At 72.2% G+C, this 13,470-nt stretch carries 14 protein-coding genes; 4 read left to right on the top strand and 10 right to left on the bottom strand.

Annotated features, from left to right (window positions below; all coding sequences use genetic code 11):
• Positions 1 to 18: 18 nt before the first annotated feature.
• From BKA14_RS37510 to rimP, 3 genes are read right to left on the bottom strand one after another with little or no spacing between them, the layout of a single operon-like run.
• A complete protein-coding gene (locus BKA14_RS37510; protein WP_184955475.1) occupies positions 19 to 357 on the bottom strand; it encodes a YlxR family protein in 339 nt (112 codons plus the stop codon).
• Between the two features lie 40 nt (positions 358 to 397).
• Complete coding sequence (gene nusA / locus BKA14_RS37505; RefSeq protein WP_184955474.1) at positions 398 to 1,432, bottom strand: transcription termination factor NusA; 1,035 nt, start codon at positions 1,430 to 1,432, stop codon at positions 398 to 400.
• On the bottom strand, positions 1,429 to 2,049 hold the full coding sequence (rimP, locus tag BKA14_RS37500; RefSeq protein ID WP_184955473.1) for a ribosome maturation factor RimP: 621 nt from the start codon (positions 2,047 to 2,049) through the stop codon (positions 1,429 to 1,431). Before rimP ends, nusA begins: the two co-directional genes overlap by 4 nt.
• 176 nt (positions 2,050 to 2,225) lie before the next feature.
• On the opposite strand from rimP, the gene BKA14_RS37495 reads away from it, so the two are divergent.
• From BKA14_RS37495 to BKA14_RS37485, 3 genes are all read left to right on the top strand, one after another.
• Positions 2,226 to 2,693 (top strand): hypothetical protein, encoded by a 468-nt coding sequence (locus tag BKA14_RS37495; RefSeq protein WP_239092527.1) that lies wholly within the window; start codon positions 2,226 to 2,228, stop codon positions 2,691 to 2,693.
• 153 nt (positions 2,694 to 2,846) lie between these two features.
• On the top strand, positions 2,847 to 3,272 hold the full coding sequence (locus BKA14_RS37490; protein ID WP_184955471.1) for a ferritin-like domain-containing protein: 426 nt from the start codon (positions 2,847 to 2,849) through the stop codon (positions 3,270 to 3,272).
• Positions 3,273 to 3,326: 54 nt separating this feature from the next.
• Positions 3,327 to 4,052 (top strand): nucleotidyltransferase domain-containing protein, encoded by a 726-nt coding sequence (locus BKA14_RS37485; protein WP_184955470.1) that lies wholly within the window; start codon positions 3,327 to 3,329, stop codon positions 4,050 to 4,052.
• Here BKA14_RS37485 and BKA14_RS37480 read toward each other — a convergent pair whose 3' ends face one another.
• Both BKA14_RS37480 and map read right to left on the bottom strand, forming a co-directional pair.
• On the bottom strand, positions 4,053 to 4,742 hold the full coding sequence (locus tag BKA14_RS37480; RefSeq protein ID WP_184955469.1) for a VIT1/CCC1 transporter family protein: 690 nt from the start codon (positions 4,740 to 4,742) through the stop codon (positions 4,053 to 4,055). It lies immediately after the preceding gene.
• Positions 4,739 to 5,596 carry a type I methionyl aminopeptidase gene (gene map / locus BKA14_RS37475; protein ID WP_184955468.1) on the bottom strand — a complete coding sequence of 286 codons (858 nt, stop codon included), beginning with the start codon at positions 5,594 to 5,596 and terminating at the stop codon, positions 4,739 to 4,741. The genes BKA14_RS37480 and map overlap by 4 nt, the downstream gene beginning before the upstream one ends.
• 121 nt (positions 5,597 to 5,717) lie before the next feature.
• Between map and BKA14_RS37470 the strand changes: the two genes are divergently transcribed.
• Entirely contained in the window at positions 5,718 to 6,029 is a 312-nt protein-coding gene (locus tag BKA14_RS37470) for an STAS domain-containing protein (RefSeq protein ID WP_239092528.1), read from the top strand.
• Here the strand turns inward: BKA14_RS37470 and BKA14_RS37465 are convergent.
• The 5 genes from BKA14_RS37465 to BKA14_RS37445 all read right to left on the bottom strand — a co-directional run bounded on the left by BKA14_RS37465 (position 6,019) and on the right by BKA14_RS37445 (position 13,465).
• Complete coding sequence (locus tag BKA14_RS37465; protein WP_239092529.1) at positions 6,019 to 9,591, bottom strand: SpoIIE family protein phosphatase; 3,573 nt, start codon at positions 9,589 to 9,591, stop codon at positions 6,019 to 6,021. The genes BKA14_RS37470 and BKA14_RS37465 overlap by 11 nt on opposite strands.
• Before the next feature lie 81 nt (positions 9,592 to 9,672).
• A complete protein-coding gene (locus BKA14_RS37460; protein WP_184955466.1) occupies positions 9,673 to 10,422 on the bottom strand; it encodes a gamma-glutamyl-gamma-aminobutyrate hydrolase family protein in 750 nt (249 codons plus the stop codon).
• 27 nt (positions 10,423 to 10,449) lie between these two features.
• On the bottom strand, positions 10,450 to 11,133 hold the full coding sequence (locus tag BKA14_RS37455; RefSeq protein WP_184955465.1) for a gamma-glutamyl-gamma-aminobutyrate hydrolase family protein: 684 nt from the start codon (positions 11,131 to 11,133) through the stop codon (positions 10,450 to 10,452).
• 211 nt (positions 11,134 to 11,344) lie between these two features.
• The gene (locus tag BKA14_RS37450) at positions 11,345 to 12,109 is read right to left on the bottom strand and encodes a 3-oxoacyl-ACP reductase (protein ID WP_184955464.1); all 765 of its coding nucleotides are present in this window, start codon (positions 12,107 to 12,109) and stop codon (positions 11,345 to 11,347) included.
• The gene (locus tag BKA14_RS37445; RefSeq protein WP_184955463.1) at positions 12,110 to 13,465 is read right to left on the bottom strand and encodes an aldehyde dehydrogenase family protein; all 1,356 of its coding nucleotides are present in this window, start codon (positions 13,463 to 13,465) and stop codon (positions 12,110 to 12,112) included.
• Between the last annotated feature and the right edge of the window lie 5 nt (positions 13,466 to 13,470).

Genomic DNA, 13,470 nt, shown 5'->3' with positions numbered 1-13,470 from the left:
AGGGACTTCATCGTGTGCTCATCTGGGTCGTCCTACCTTGCTGGGTCGTGACACGGCCACGGCGGCCGTGTCATCGGTCGTTCCGAGTGACATGGAAGCCACCCGGATGTGCTCGGCAAGCATTCCGGTGTCAGCAACACCGGGGAGACGCAGCGCCCGCCCGAAGGCGCGACGCCGCTCCGCCAGCGCGAAGCAAGCCGGATCAGGATGCAGATGCGCTCCCCGGCCCGGCAGTCGGCGATTCGGATCGGGCTGGAGCCGGAGATCATCCCCGGAACCGGCCGCGACGAACCGCAGCAAATCAGAGGCCGGCGCGCGCTTGCGACAGCCGACACAGGTTCGCGTCGGGCCGACCATATGAAAGTCTACTCCTCATGCGCCCCGGACGCGTATCCGGTCAGCTTCCCGCCTCGGCCGCATCACGGTCGGCCGGGGTTGAACGGTCGGACGGGCCGGTCGGTTCATTGTCCGGCCGGATGTCGATCCGCCAGCCGGTCAGGCGGGCGGCGAGCCGGGCGTTCTGCCCCTCACGGCCGATCGCCAGCGAGAGCTGGAAATCGGGCACGGTGACCCGGGCCGTCCTGGTGGCGGCGTCCACCACCTCGACACGCAGGGCTTTTGCGGGCGAGAGGGCGTTGCCGACGAACTGGGCCGGATCCTCCGACCAGTCGATGATGTCGATCTTCTCGCCGTGCAGCTCGCTCATCACGGCCCGGACCCGCTGACCCATCGGGCCGATACAGGCGCCCTTGGCGTTGACGCCGGGAACCGTCGAGTGCACCGCGATCTTGGTGCGGTGACCTGCCTCACGTGCGATCGCGGCGATCTCCACCACACCGTCGGCGATCTCGGGGACCTCGAGCGCGAACAGCTTCTTGACCAGGGCCGGGTGGGAGCGCGAAAGGGTGACCTGGGGGCCGCGGAAACCCTTGGCCACGTGCACGACGATCGCCCGGATGCGCGACCCGTGCTCGTAGGACTCGCCGGGGACCTGCTCGGACTGCGGGAGCACGGCCTCGATCTTGCCGAGGTCGACGATCACGATGCCCTTCTCGGCCCGCGCCGCGTCGGCCTGCACGATGCCGGTGATCAGGTCACCGTCGCGCCCCGCGTACTCACCGAAGTGCTGCTCGTCGGTGGCCTCGCGCAGCCGCTGGAGGATGACCTGCTTGGCGGTCATCGCGGCGATGCGGCCGAAGTCGTGCGGGGTGTCGTCCACCTCGCGCACCACCGTGCCGTCGTCGTCCAGTTCCTGCGCCAGCACCGAGGCGACACCGGTCCTACGGTCGATCTCGACGCGCGCGTGGCTCTGCGCGCCCTCGGTGTGCCGGTAGGCGGTCAGCAGGGCCGTCTCGATGGCGGCCAGAATCGTGTCGAACGGGATCTCCCGCTCGCGCTCCAGGGCGCGCAGCGCCGCGAGGTCGATGTTCATTCCTCGCCCTCCCCTTCGTCGTCATCGTCATCGTCGTCGTCTTCGTCGCCGAAGTCGGCCTCGTCCAGCCGTTTGAACTCGATCTGCACCTTGCCCGGGCCGAGCTCGTCGAAGCGCAGCTCGCGGGGGGTGCCGTCGACGTCGAGCACGACGCCCTCGTCATCGGTGTCGACCACGCGGCCGGTCAGCCCGTTGACCGCGACCAGCCGGCCCCGGTTGCGCCGCCAGTGCCGGGGCAGGGTCAGCGGCCGGTCGACACCGGGCGAGCCCACCTCCAGCTGGTATTCGCCCGCCAGCACCTCGCCCTGCTCGTCGGCCGCGTCGAGCGCGCCGGAGATCTCGCGCGAGACGATCGCCACGTCGTCCAGGCTGATGCCGCCGTCGGTGTCGACCAGCACGCGCACCACGTGGCGGCGGCCGGCCCGCGAGACGGCCACGTCTTCCAGGTCGTAACCCGCCCGGGCGACGACCGGCTCGATCACCTCACGCACGCGGGCGCGGGCGGCGGACAGGTCGATGCGGGGCGCGGCGGGAACCCGCGGCTCCTCGGCCTCCCGGCGGCGACGGGCCCCGGGACCCTGTCCGGGCCGGGCGCCGGCGCGACCACGCTGCGTCATCGGGGCTCGACCTTTCCTTGAAATCGGACAAACGACTGCATGCCGCCGGGCCGGAAAGCCCCGCGGCTGGCACGAAGCGTAACGCGCGGGACCGAGCGACGGTTCGCCGCCGCACCGATTCCGCGCCATCCGCAGCTCACGGCGCGTACCCGATGGTGTTGACTGGCGCGGTGCGCATGAGCATCACGGGGTACCACCGCAGGCGCGTGCTCGGGGTCGCGGCGGCGGGCCTGGCGGCCACCTCATTGAGCGGGTGCGGCCTCCTCGACGACGAGCCGGCCCCACCGGAGACACCGGATCCGCTGCAGCCGCTGCTCGACGAGGCGGCGGCGCTGGCCGCGTCCTACGATCGGGCGATCGCGGCCCAGCCCGGGCTGGGCACCCGGCTCACCCCGCTGGCCGACGACCACCGCGCGCACGTGGCCGAGCTGGCCCGGCTGATCGGCAAGACGCCGCCCTCGGCGGGCCCGAGCGCGAGCGCACCGGCCGGCGCCGCGGCCGAGACGGTGGCCACGCTGCGCTCGGCCGAGCAGGCGGCGCAGAAGTCCGCGGTCGCGGCCTGCCTGGCCGCCCCGGCCGAGCGGGCGGCCCTGGTCGGCTCGATCGCCGCCAGCCGCGCCACCCACGCCGAGGCCCTGCGATGAGCGCCCGGAGGCAGCCGCCGGGCGGGGTGGCGCCGCGATGAGCCCGCAGCTGGACACGACCCCGGCCGCCCGGGAGATGAGCCCGCAGCTGGGCGGAGCCTTGGCGGCGCAGAAGACGAGCCCGCAGCTGGGCACGACCGTGGCGGCGCTGCGATGAACCCGCAACTGGGCGCGGCCCTGGCCGCCGAGGAAGCCGCCATCTATGCGTACGGGTTGCTCGGGGTGCATCTGGGTGGCCGGGGCGACGTGACCGAGGCGCGCGCCGCCGAGCAGACCCACCGCGGCCGCCGGGACTTCCTGGTGGCCAAGCTGGCCCAGCTCAAGGCCAGCGCCGCCCCGTCGCCCGCGGGCTATCAGCTGCCGTTCCCGGTGACCGACCGGGCGAGCGCGCTCAAGCTGGCCATCCACGTCGAGGACGGCGTGGCCCAGGCGTGGCGGCCGCTGCTGCCCGCGAGCACCGGCGCCGACCGCACCACCGCCCTGGCCGCGATGACCGAGGCGGCGGTGCGCGCGACCCGCTGGCGCCGCCTGGCCGCGGTGAGCCCGGTGACCCTGCCCTTCCCGGGACGTCCCGAATGATGTGGCGATGTCCCTTCTCCAGCTACGCGCTGTAGACCTTCCCCGTACGCATGGATGCTCGACAATGACGGGGTGCAGGACGAGATCGACTTGAGCTCGCCGCGGGGCCGCCTGGCCACCCGGCTGAGCGACGTGATCGAGCGCCGCTGGCCGGCCGAGGTGCAGGCGATCGGCGTGCACGGGTCGCTGGCCCACGGCGACGACCACGACGGCAGCGACGTCAACCTGGTCGTGCTCACCTATCGGGGCGGCGCGGGGCCCCGGCCGGCTCTGCGCCGGGTGGACGGCATCCTGGTCGACCTGCGGGTCAGCACGGCCGAGGAGGAGCTGCGCCGGGCGCGCGAGCTGACCCCGCGCTGGCCGTTGGAGGCGGAGCGGTTCGTCACCTGCCGCCCGCTGCACGACCCCCGCGGCCTGCTGGCCCAGCACCGCGACGCCCATCTGAGCCGGCTCGCCGAGGCCCGCCCGCTCGAGTTCAGCGGCCTGGCCCGGCACAACTGGGAGCTCGCGGCGGCCGCACACAGCCGGGCCGTACGGCTGGCCGAGTATTACGACACCGACGCCGCGCTCGTCCTGATGGCCGACGCCCGCCTGCACACCGCCCTGGTCGCGGGCCTGCTCAGCCGCACGTATTTCCGCAATCCGGCCGACGCCGTCAAGCGCACCGGGCTGGCCGGGGCCGACGTGCAGGAGCTGAGCAAGATCCTCGATGCGCAGGCCGACGACCTGACCGCGCGGGGCCGCCCGGTCGACGGCACTCTGAAGGAGCTGTTCGAGTAGTCAGACGCCGATCCAGACCCCGATCCCGTACGTGGCCACGGCGGCCAGCGCGCCCAGGGCGAGTTGCCGCAGGCCGCCCAGCCACCACGGACGGGCGGTGAACCGGCCGACCACCGCGCCCGCCGCGAACAGGCCGATCCCGCCGACCGCCAGCGCGAGCCACAGGCTGTCGAAGCCCAGCAGGTAAGTGAGCAGCGGGATCAGCGCGCCCACGGCGAAGCACACGAACGACGACCCGGCCGCCGTCCACGGGCTGGGCAGCTCGTCGGGCACCACCCCCAGCTCCTCCTGGGCGTGCACCCGCAAAGCCTGGTCGGGATGCTGCTTGAGCACGTCGGCGACCTCTCGGGCCAGCGGCTCGGGCAGTCCGCGGGCGACCCACATGCCGACCAGCTCGTCGGCCTCGCCCTCGGGGTTGAGCCGCAGCTCGCGCAGCTCCTTGGCCAGCTCGGCCGCGACCTGCTCGTTCTGCGTGCGGACGCTGGTGTATTCGCCGATGCCCATCGAGATCGCGCCCGCCACCAGGCCGGCCACCCCGGTGAGCACCAGCGCCGACCGGTCGGCCCCGCCGCCGCCCACGCCGGCGATCAGCGCGATGTTGGTGACCAGCCCATCCATCGCGCCGAAGGTCGCCGCCCGGAGCCAGCCGCCGGAGACGTCCGCGTGGTGGTGCTCGGCGACCTGCGTCACGGCAGGGTCAGGATCTCGGCGCCGTCGTCGGTGACCACCAGTGTGTGCTCGAACTGGGCGGTCCACTTGCGGTCCTTGGTGACGACCGTCCAGCCGTCTTTCCACATGTCGTACTCGTGGGTGCCCAGGGTGATCATCGGCTCGATGGTGAAGGTCATGCCGGGCTCCATCACCGTGTCGAGGCGCGGGTTGTCGTAGTGCGGGATGTAGAGCCCGGAGTGGAACGTCTCACCGATGCCGTGACCGGTGAAGTCGCGGACCACGCCGTAGCCGAAGCGTTTCGCGTACGACTCGATGACCCGGCCGATCACGTTGATCGGGCGGCCCGGCGCGACGGCCTTGACGCCCCGCATCATCGCCTCGTGGGTGCGCTCGACCAGCAGGCGCGCCTCCTCGCTGACCTCGCCCACGCAGAAGGTGGCGTCGGTGTCGCCGTGCACGCCGTCGAGGTAGGCGGTGACGTCGACGTTGATGATGTCGCCGTCCTCGAGCACCGTCGAGTCGGGGATGCCGTGACAGATGACCTCGTTGAGCGAGGTGCAGCACGACTTGGGGAAGCCCTTGTAGCCCAGGGTGGACGGGTAGGCGCCGTGGTCGCACAGGAACTCGTGCACCACCCGGTCGATCTCGTCGGTGGTGACGCCGGGCTTGCAGTGCTCCCCCGCCAGCTGCGTGGCCTGCGCCGCCAGCCGCCCCGCGATCCGCATCTTGTCGATGGTCTCGGCGGTCTGCACGTGCGAGCCGCGCCACTCTTTCGGGCGCTTCTTCCCGACGTACTCAGGGCGGACGATCTGCGCCGGGACCGCCCGCCAGGGCGACTGCTTTCCCGGCGCCAATGGGGCGCGAACGGTCATGGGGCCAGCCTATCGCCGAGCCGACGCCGCGCCGGTGTGGTGGCGGCCGCACCATAACGGCTCTGTTGAGGCCCAACGGGCGGTTCTTGCCGGTCTCAGGCCCCTGTGTAATCGTGTCAGCGTGGATCAAGAGCAGGCGGACCAGAACTTCACGGCCACGGCGGCCGTGGAGGCGGGCCGGGTCGTCGTCACGGTGGGCGGTGAGGTCGACATGTCAACCGCCGGCGCCATGTACGAGACGGCCACCAGGGACGGCACCGCCGCGGCCACTCTCGACCTGCGCAACGTCACCTTCTTCGACTCGGCCGCGATCCACGCGCTGCTGCGGCTGGCCGAGCGTTACGGCAACGGGTTCACGGTCCTGGCCTCGGCGCAGGTGCGCCGGGTGCTGGAGATCAGCGGGCTGTCCACGCAGCCCTGGCTCAAGGGCTGAAGGGCCGCCGCAGCGTCACCGAGGTGCCCTCCGGCGAGCGCAGCACCGCCAGCTCCGACAGGGCGCCGATCAGGGCCAGCCCGCGCCCGCGGAAACCGCCGGACCCGCTGGGCCGCCAGGTGCCGCTGTCCCGCACCACGATGATCACCGCCCCGTCGGCCACCGACCCCTCGACGGTGATGAACGGCTCGGCCGGCTCGATCGGGTGCTCGATCGCGTTGGCCGCCGCCTCGGACACCGCCACGGTCAGGTCGAACGCGTCGGCCTCGGGCACGGCGTGCGCGGTCAGGAACTCGTCGAGCCGGCGCCGCACCACGCCGAGCTGGGTGGGTTCGGCCGGCAGGCGCAGCACGAACTCGCGCGGCCCGGTCGCCTCCAGCCCGAGCAGCGCGATGTCGTCGCGGCGGGCACGCCGGGCCGCCTTGGCCAGCAGCCCGTCGAGCAGTTCGGCCACGGTCTCGGCGGGCTTGGCGGCGTCGGCGGTCAGTTCGGCCAGCCCGGCGTCGATCCCGGTCTGCCTGTCCTCGACCAGGCCGTCGGTGTAGAGCAGCAGGCGCCCGCCGGTCGGCATCGGGGCCGAGAGCGTCGGGTAGTCGATGTCGGTGAGCGCGCCGATCGGCGGGCCCAGCGCCGACTGGTAGAGGAACGAGCCGAGCTCGCCCGGCGGCACCAGCACCGGCGGCGGGTGCCCGGCCGACGAGAAGTGCAGGCGGCGTTCCCGCGGATCGAACCGCACGCACACGACTGTGGCGAACTGGCGCCGGCCCAGGTTGTCGACGAGCCGGTTGAGCCGGGTCAGCGCGTCCCCGCAGTCGAAACCCTCCAGGATGTACGCCCGGAGCGCGTTGCGGAGCTGCCCCATGCCCGCCGCGGCCTGGACGCCCTTGCCGACCACGTCGCCGATCACCAGGTACAGCTGCTCGTCGGGCGCGGCGATCACGTCGTACCAGTCGCCGCCGACCTCGGCCTCGCTGCTGCCGGCCAGGTAACGGCCGGCCAGGACGGCTCCCGGCAGCTGGGGCAGCGACTGCGGCAGCAGGCTGTGCTGCAGCGTGCTGGCGATCCGGTGCTCGGCCTCGTAGAGTCGCGCGTTCTCCAGCCGCAGCCCGATCAGGCGGGCCAGCTGGGCCAGCACCGCCGGTTCCGGGGTGCCCTGCGGCGACGCCCAGACCCGCAGCTCGCCGACGGTCGCGCCGGACGTGTCGGGCAGCGGCAGCTCCAGGTCGGGCCGCGAGCCCGGGTCGGCGCCCGCGTCCACCTCGGCCTGGGCGCCGGGGACGGTGATCACCACCCGGCCCGCCGAGGCCATGTCGCGGACGTGCTGGGCCGCGACGTCGAGCACCTCGGCCGTGGTGCGGACGGAGTCGATCGCGGCCGCCGTGTCGACGAGCTCGCGCAGCCGGTGCAGGACCTGGCGGCGGGCCTGCCCGAGGTCGAGGTTGGCGCGCACCCGGGCGGTCAGGTCGCGGGCTGAGAACGGCTTGACCAGGTAGTCGTCGGCGCCCGCGGCGAGGCCCTCGCTGGACGCCTCCTCACCGGCCCGGGCCGAGAGCACGACGATCGGGACGTCTCGGGTGCGCTCGTCGGCGCGCAGGGCTGCGATCAGGCCGAACCCGTCCAGCCGGGGCATCATCACGTCGGTCAGCACCAGGTCGAACTGCCGGTGGGCGGCCAGCTCGAGCGCGGCCCGGCCGTCGACCGCTGTGGTGACCTCCCACAGCGGGCGCAGCAGCCGGCTCAGGTGGTCGCGCAGGTCGGCGTTGTCGTCGACGATCAGGATGCGGCCGCGCGGCCGGCCGGTGGGCACGGGCTCGGGCAACGGCTCGGACGGCTCGTCGCCGGCCCACCAGTGCTCGGCCTCCTCCACGTACGGGCGGGGGTCGATCGCGGTCACCGCGCGATCGCCGGTGTCGGTGATCCGGTCGGCCGGCAGGTGTGCGGAGCCGAACGGGACCGTGACGGTGAAGACGCTGCCCGCGCCGGGCTCGCTCGCCACCGTGGCCGCACCCCCGTGCAGTTCGGCCAGTTCGCGCACCAGGGCGAGGCCGATACCGGTGCCCTCGTGGCTGCGCGACCAGTTGCCGGTGACCCGGTGGAACCGGTCGAACAGCAGGGGCAACTGGTCGGCCGGGATGCCGATGCCGGTGTCGCGCACGGTGAGCTCGGCACCCCCGCCGACGGCCCGGATGCGGACCTCGATGCGTCCCCGCGGGGTGAACTTCACCGCGTTGGCGAGCAGGTTGAGGACGATCTTCTCCCACATGTCGCGGTCGACGTGAACCGGCGCGGGCAACGGCGGCGCGTCCACCACCAGCTCGAGTCCGGCCCGTTCCGCGGCCGAGCGGAAGGTGCTGGCCAGCCGGGCGGTGTAGTCGGCCAGGTCGGTCGGCTGGTACGCCGCGCGCATCCGCCCCGATTCCAGCCGCGAGAAGTCGAGCACCGTGTTGACCAGCTTGAGCAGGCGCAGGGCGTTGCGCCGCATCGGCTCCAGGCGTTCGCGCTGCTGGCCGGGCAGCCCGGGGTCGTCGAGCAGGTCGTCCAGCGGGCCGAGGATCAGGGTCAGCGGCGTCCGGAACTCGTGGCTCACGTTGGAGAAGAAGTTGGTCTTGGCCCGGTCGAGGGCGGCCAGCCCGGCGGCGCGGGCCCTTTCCTGCTCGTACGCCCGCAGGTTGCCCACGGCCCGGGAGATCTGCGCGGTCGCCAGCTCGAGGAAGTCGCGATAACCCCCGTCGAGCGCCAGATAGCGGCTGACCCCCACGATCAGCCCCCCGACCCGTACGGGACCCACGGTGACGGGCAGCACGAGCGCCTCCGCGGCGGCCGTGGGCGGCGGTTCGGTCAGTTCGCGCAGCGGCACCTGCTCGGCCCGGCCGCTCTCGATCACCCGGCGCACGACCGGATGGGCCGGCTCCACGCTGTCGTCGAGCACCAGCCGCGCGTACGGGACGTCGGCCGCGTCCTCGGCGAACACCGCCACCACCTCGGCCGCCAGCGCCACCTGATCGGGTGAGCCGGACAGGCGCGAGCCGAGCGCGCTCAGGCTGCGCACCCGGCGCTCGCCGAGCACCCGCGCGGTCGTGTCGCTGACGACGCAGAAGATGCCCTCGACCGAGCCGTTGTCACCGCGGATGGGGTCGTACGAGATGTCGAAGTAGGTCTCTTCGAGGAAGCCGTGCCGCTCGAGCCGGAACGGGTGGTCGGCCGCCCAGAACGCCTCGCCGCTGCTGGCCACGCCGTCGAACAGGGTCTCGAGCACCGACCAGGCCTCGGCCCACATCTCGCGGCCGGGCCGGCCCAGGAAGGCGGGGTGCTTGGTGCCCATCGTGGCGATGTAGGCGTCGTTGTAGAGCGAGCAGTACTCCGGGCCCCAAAAGATGATCATCTGGGCCCGCGAGGCCAGCATGGTCGACACCGCGTCGCGCAGCTCGGGCGCCCACTCGGCCGGCGGCCCGAGCGGGCTGGCCGACCAGTCGAGCCCGGCCATCCGGCGGCCCATCTCGCCGCCCCGCTCGAAGGCCACCCGCAGCCGGCTCGGAAGGGTGCCGTCCGAGCTCACGCCCATGGGGCTCCTCCCACGCTCTCCTGCCCGCCGAACCGGTCCGCAGGTACGGATGAGCACGGTAACACCGGACGGGCCGGGCGGTTACGCGGCGAAGGCTTCCGGCTTCAGCCCGGAGCGCTCGGCGGCCGCCTCGACCAGGGCGGCGAACACCCGAAGATCGGCGGTGCGCTCGGGATGCCACTGCACTCCCAGCGCGAACGTGCAGGAGGGATCCTCGATGATCTCGATGACCCGGTCGTCGGGGCACCAGCCGGTCGCGGTGAACGAGCCCGGGTCGTCGATCGCCTGATGGTGGAACGAATTCACCGTCGCGTGGGCCCCCAGGATCCGGTGCGCGATCGAGTCGTGCTCGATGATCACGTCGTGCCGTCCGTACGCCGAGGCGCCCGCGGCCAGCGGGTCGGTGCCCTTGGCGGCCCGGTGCCGGTCGTGGCCGATCACGTCGGGCAGGTGCTGGTGCAGCGTGCCGCCGCCGACCACGGCCATCACCTGCAGGCCCCGGCAGACGCCGAGCAGCGGCAGGTCGGCGGCGAGGGCCGCCCGCATCAGCCGGATCTCGGACTCGTCGCGCTCCTTGTCGACCTCGGTCGTCGGGTGCCGTTCGGCACCCCAGTACGCCGGGTCGATGTCGTTGCCGCCGCAGAAGACGATGCCGTCGAGCGACTCGATCACGTCCTCACCGGGATCGTCCGGGGTGATCAGCACGGCTCGTCCGCCCACCGCGTGCACGGCCCGCACGTACGTCATCGGGAGCATGCCCGCCATGACGTCGTTGCCGTTGTACTGCACTTGCTCTGCGTACGAGGTCATGCCGATCAGGGGCCTGCGCATGCGGTGTGTTCCTCCTCGTGCTCTTCCCTACTTGGCTGCCGCCGCGACGAGCGCCCCGAAGAGCCGTTCGTCGCGTATCACCTCAGGGTGCCACTGCACTCCGAGGACGAACTTGTGGTCCGGATCCTCGACGGCCTCGGGGAGGCCGTCCTCGGCGCGTCCGGTGACTGTGAGTTTTCCGGCATCGGCGACACCTTGGTGGTGGAAACACCGGATTCCGAGGTCGTCACCCATCAGGCCGGCGATCCGGCTGCCGGGGACGAACGACGCGTCGTGCTCGCCGTAGACCGCGGGAGCCGGGCGATGCCGGTCATGACCCAGCACGTCCGGCAGATGCTGATGCAAGGTGCCGCCGGCCGCGACCACCAGGAGCTGCATGCCCCGGCACACGCCGAGCAGGGGCACATCTGTGTCCAACGCCCGGCGGACGAGCAGTATTTCCGCCCGGTCGCGGTCGGGGCGGGTCACGGTCAGGGGCTCGGGCTCGGCGCCGTAGAGCTCGGGGCTCAGGTCGGGCCCGCCCGCCAGCACCAGCCCGTCCAGCACACGCAGCACGTCGACGTCCTCGTGGGGCGGGATCAGCACCGGCCGGCCACCCGCCTGGGTGACCGCCTCGACGTAGTCGTGCGGCACGAACGTGGTCGGCACGTCGCGCCAGACGCCCCAGGTCGCCTGATCCACATAGGTCGTGATGCCGATGATCGGACGCATCGCCCCACCGTAACCAGATCACGTTTCCGGACAACCACTGATCGGGTGATAGGGGTGCGCGGCGTCGCCCTCGTCGAGGAGGCGGCGCCGCGCCCGGGTCCTCTGACCCACCCACACCGGGATCGACCGGCACGGGCGGGGATTCGACCCCTTCACCCCTGCGAAAAGGGTGTACAGGGCCGATGCCCGTGAAAACGGACTCCTAAACACATCAAAGCGGAGTTACATAGGCTCCGGTAATTCCGCCGTCGACCACGAACTGCGAGGCGGTCATGAACGAGGCGTCGTCGCTGGCCAGGAAGGCCACCGCGGCCGCGATCTCCGCGGGCTCGGCGAACCGGCCCATCGGCACGTGCACCAGGCGCCGGGCGGCCCGCTCGGGGTCCTTGGCGAACAACTCCAGCAGAAGTGGAGTGGCGACCGGGCCGGGGCACAGGGCGTTGATCCGGATGCCCTCGCGGGCGAACTGCACGCCCAGCTCCCGCGTCATCGCGAGCACGCCGCCCTTGCTCGCGGTGTAGGCGATCTGTGACGTCGCGGCGCCGAGCAGGGCCACGAACGACGCCGTGTTGATGATCGACCCCTTGCCCTGACGCTGCATGTGCGGGATGGCGTACTTGCAGCAGAAGAACACGCTGGTGGTGTTGACCTTCAGCACGCGCTCCCACGCGTCGATGCCGGTGACGAGGATCGAGTCGTCGTCCGGGGGCGAGATGCCGGCGTTGTTGAAGGCGATGTCGACCCGGCCGTGGCGCTCCACGACCCCGTCGAAGAGGGCCTTGACCTGCTCCTCGTCGGACACGTCGCAGGCGACGAACTCGCCACCGACCTCCGCCGCGATGGCTTTCCCGGCCTCGTCCGAAATGTCCACGGCGACGACCTTGGCGCCCTCGGCGGCGAACCGCCGCGCCGTGGCCAGGCCGATCCCGCTGCCGGCACCGGTGATGACGGCGACCCGATCCTGCAAACGCTCCACTTAATCTCCCATTGCCAGGAACACGTTCTTGACGTCCGTGAAGGACAAAAGCGCATCCGGTCCCAGCTCACGGCCGAGTCCCGACTGTTTCATCCCGCCGAAGGGGGTCCAATAGCGCACCGAGGAGTGACTGTTGACGCTCAGCGCTCCGGTTTCCACGGCGCGCGAGACACGCAGCGCCCGGCCCACGTCGCGGGTCCAGAGCGAGCCCGACAGCCCGTACTCGGTGTCGTTGGCCAGCCGTACGGCGTCTTCCTCGTCCTTGAAGGGCAGCACCGAGAGCACCGGCCCGAAGACCTCCTCGCGCCAGTGCCGGTCCTCGGTCGAGTGGGCCAGCAGCACGGTCGGCGGGAACCACCAGCCCCCGGTCTCCGGCGCGCTCCCCCGGAAGGCGACGTCCGACCCGTCCACGTACGAGGTCACGGTCTTCTTGTGCGACGCCGAGATCAGCGGGCCCATCTCGGCGTCGGGCTGCGCGGGATCGGTCACCCGGAACGCCCGTACCGCCGGTTCGAGCAGGGACAGGAACTTGTCGTAGACCGACTCCTGCACCAGCAGCCGCGAGCGGGCGCAGCAGTCCTGACCGGCGTTGTCGAAGACCGAGCCGGGGGCCGAGGCGGCCGCCTGCTCCAGGTCGGCGTCCGCGAAGACGATGTTGGCGCTCTTGCCGCCGAGCTCCAGCGTCACCCGTTTCACCTGGTCGGCCGCGCCCGCCATGATCGACTTGCCGACCTCGGTGGAGCCGGTGAAGCAGATCTTGCGAACGGCCGGATGGGTCACGAACCGCTGCCCCACGACTGAGCCCTGACCGGGGACGACCTGGAAGACACCCTCGGGCAGCCCGGCTTCGAGGGCCAGCTCGCCGAGCCGGATCGCGGTGAGCGGAGTGAGCTCGGCCGGTTTGAGCACGACGGTGTTGCCGGCCGCCAGCGCCGGGGCGAAACCCCAGCCGGCGATCGGCATCGGGAAGTTCCACGGCACGATGATGCCGACCACGCCCAGCGGCTCGTGGAACGTCACGTCGAGACCGCCGGGGACCGGGATCTGCCGGCCGCTGAGCCGCTCGGGCGCGCCCGCGTAGTAGTCGAGCACGTCGCGGACGTTGCCGGCCTCCCAGCGGGCGTTGCCGACGGTGTGGCCGGCGTTGCGCACCTCCAGCTCGGCCAGCTCGTCGAGGTGCTGGTCGACGACGGCGGCGAAGCGGCGCAGCAGCCGGGCCCGGTCGCCCGGCGCCACGGCCCGCCACGCCGGGAAGGCCCGGGCCGCCCGTTCGATGGCCGCGTCGGTCGCCGCCAGGTCCAGCGACGGCACGGTCGTGAAGACCTCACCCGTCGCAGGGTTGATCACATCAGTCACGGATC

Origin of the sequence: Paractinoplanes abujensis, from assembly GCF_014204895.1 — a bacterium.
In the GTDB taxonomy this organism is placed as follows: domain Bacteria; phylum Actinomycetota; class Actinomycetes; order Mycobacteriales; family Micromonosporaceae; genus Actinoplanes; species Actinoplanes abujensis.
This window is presented reverse-complemented; position numbering and strand designations above follow the sequence as displayed.

What these genes read in the sequence shown, in the direction of transcription:
- BKA14_RS37510 (WP_184955475.1), bottom strand. Translation starts at nt 357, where the DNA reads ATGGTCGGCCCGACGCGAACCTGTGTCGGCTGTCGCAAGCGCGCGCCG.
- nusA (WP_184955474.1), bottom strand. Translation starts at nt 1,432, where the DNA reads ATGAACATCGACCTCGCGGCGCTGCGCGCCCTGGAGCGCGAGCGGGAG.
- rimP (WP_184955473.1), bottom strand. Translation starts at nt 2,049, where the DNA reads ATGACGCAGCGTGGTCGCGCCGGCGCCCGGCCCGGACAGGGTCCCGGG.
- BKA14_RS37495 (WP_239092527.1), top strand. Translation starts at nt 2,226, where the DNA reads ATGAGCATCACGGGGTACCACCGCAGGCGCGTGCTCGGGGTCGCGGCG.
- BKA14_RS37490 (WP_184955471.1), top strand. Translation starts at nt 2,847, where the DNA reads ATGAACCCGCAACTGGGCGCGGCCCTGGCCGCCGAGGAAGCCGCCATC.
- BKA14_RS37485 (WP_184955470.1), top strand. Translation starts at nt 3,327, where the DNA reads ATGCTCGACAATGACGGGGTGCAGGACGAGATCGACTTGAGCTCGCCG.
- map (WP_184955468.1), bottom strand. Translation starts at nt 5,596, where the DNA reads ATGACCGTTCGCGCCCCATTGGCGCCGGGAAAGCAGTCGCCCTGGCGG.
- BKA14_RS37465 (WP_239092529.1), bottom strand. Translation starts at nt 9,591, where the DNA reads ATGGGCGTGAGCTCGGACGGCACCCTTCCGAGCCGGCTGCGGGTGGCC.
- BKA14_RS37460 (WP_184955466.1), bottom strand. Translation starts at nt 10,422, where the DNA reads ATGCGCAGGCCCCTGATCGGCATGACCTCGTACGCAGAGCAAGTGCAG.
- BKA14_RS37455 (WP_184955465.1), bottom strand. Translation starts at nt 11,133, where the DNA reads ATGCGTCCGATCATCGGCATCACGACCTATGTGGATCAGGCGACCTGG.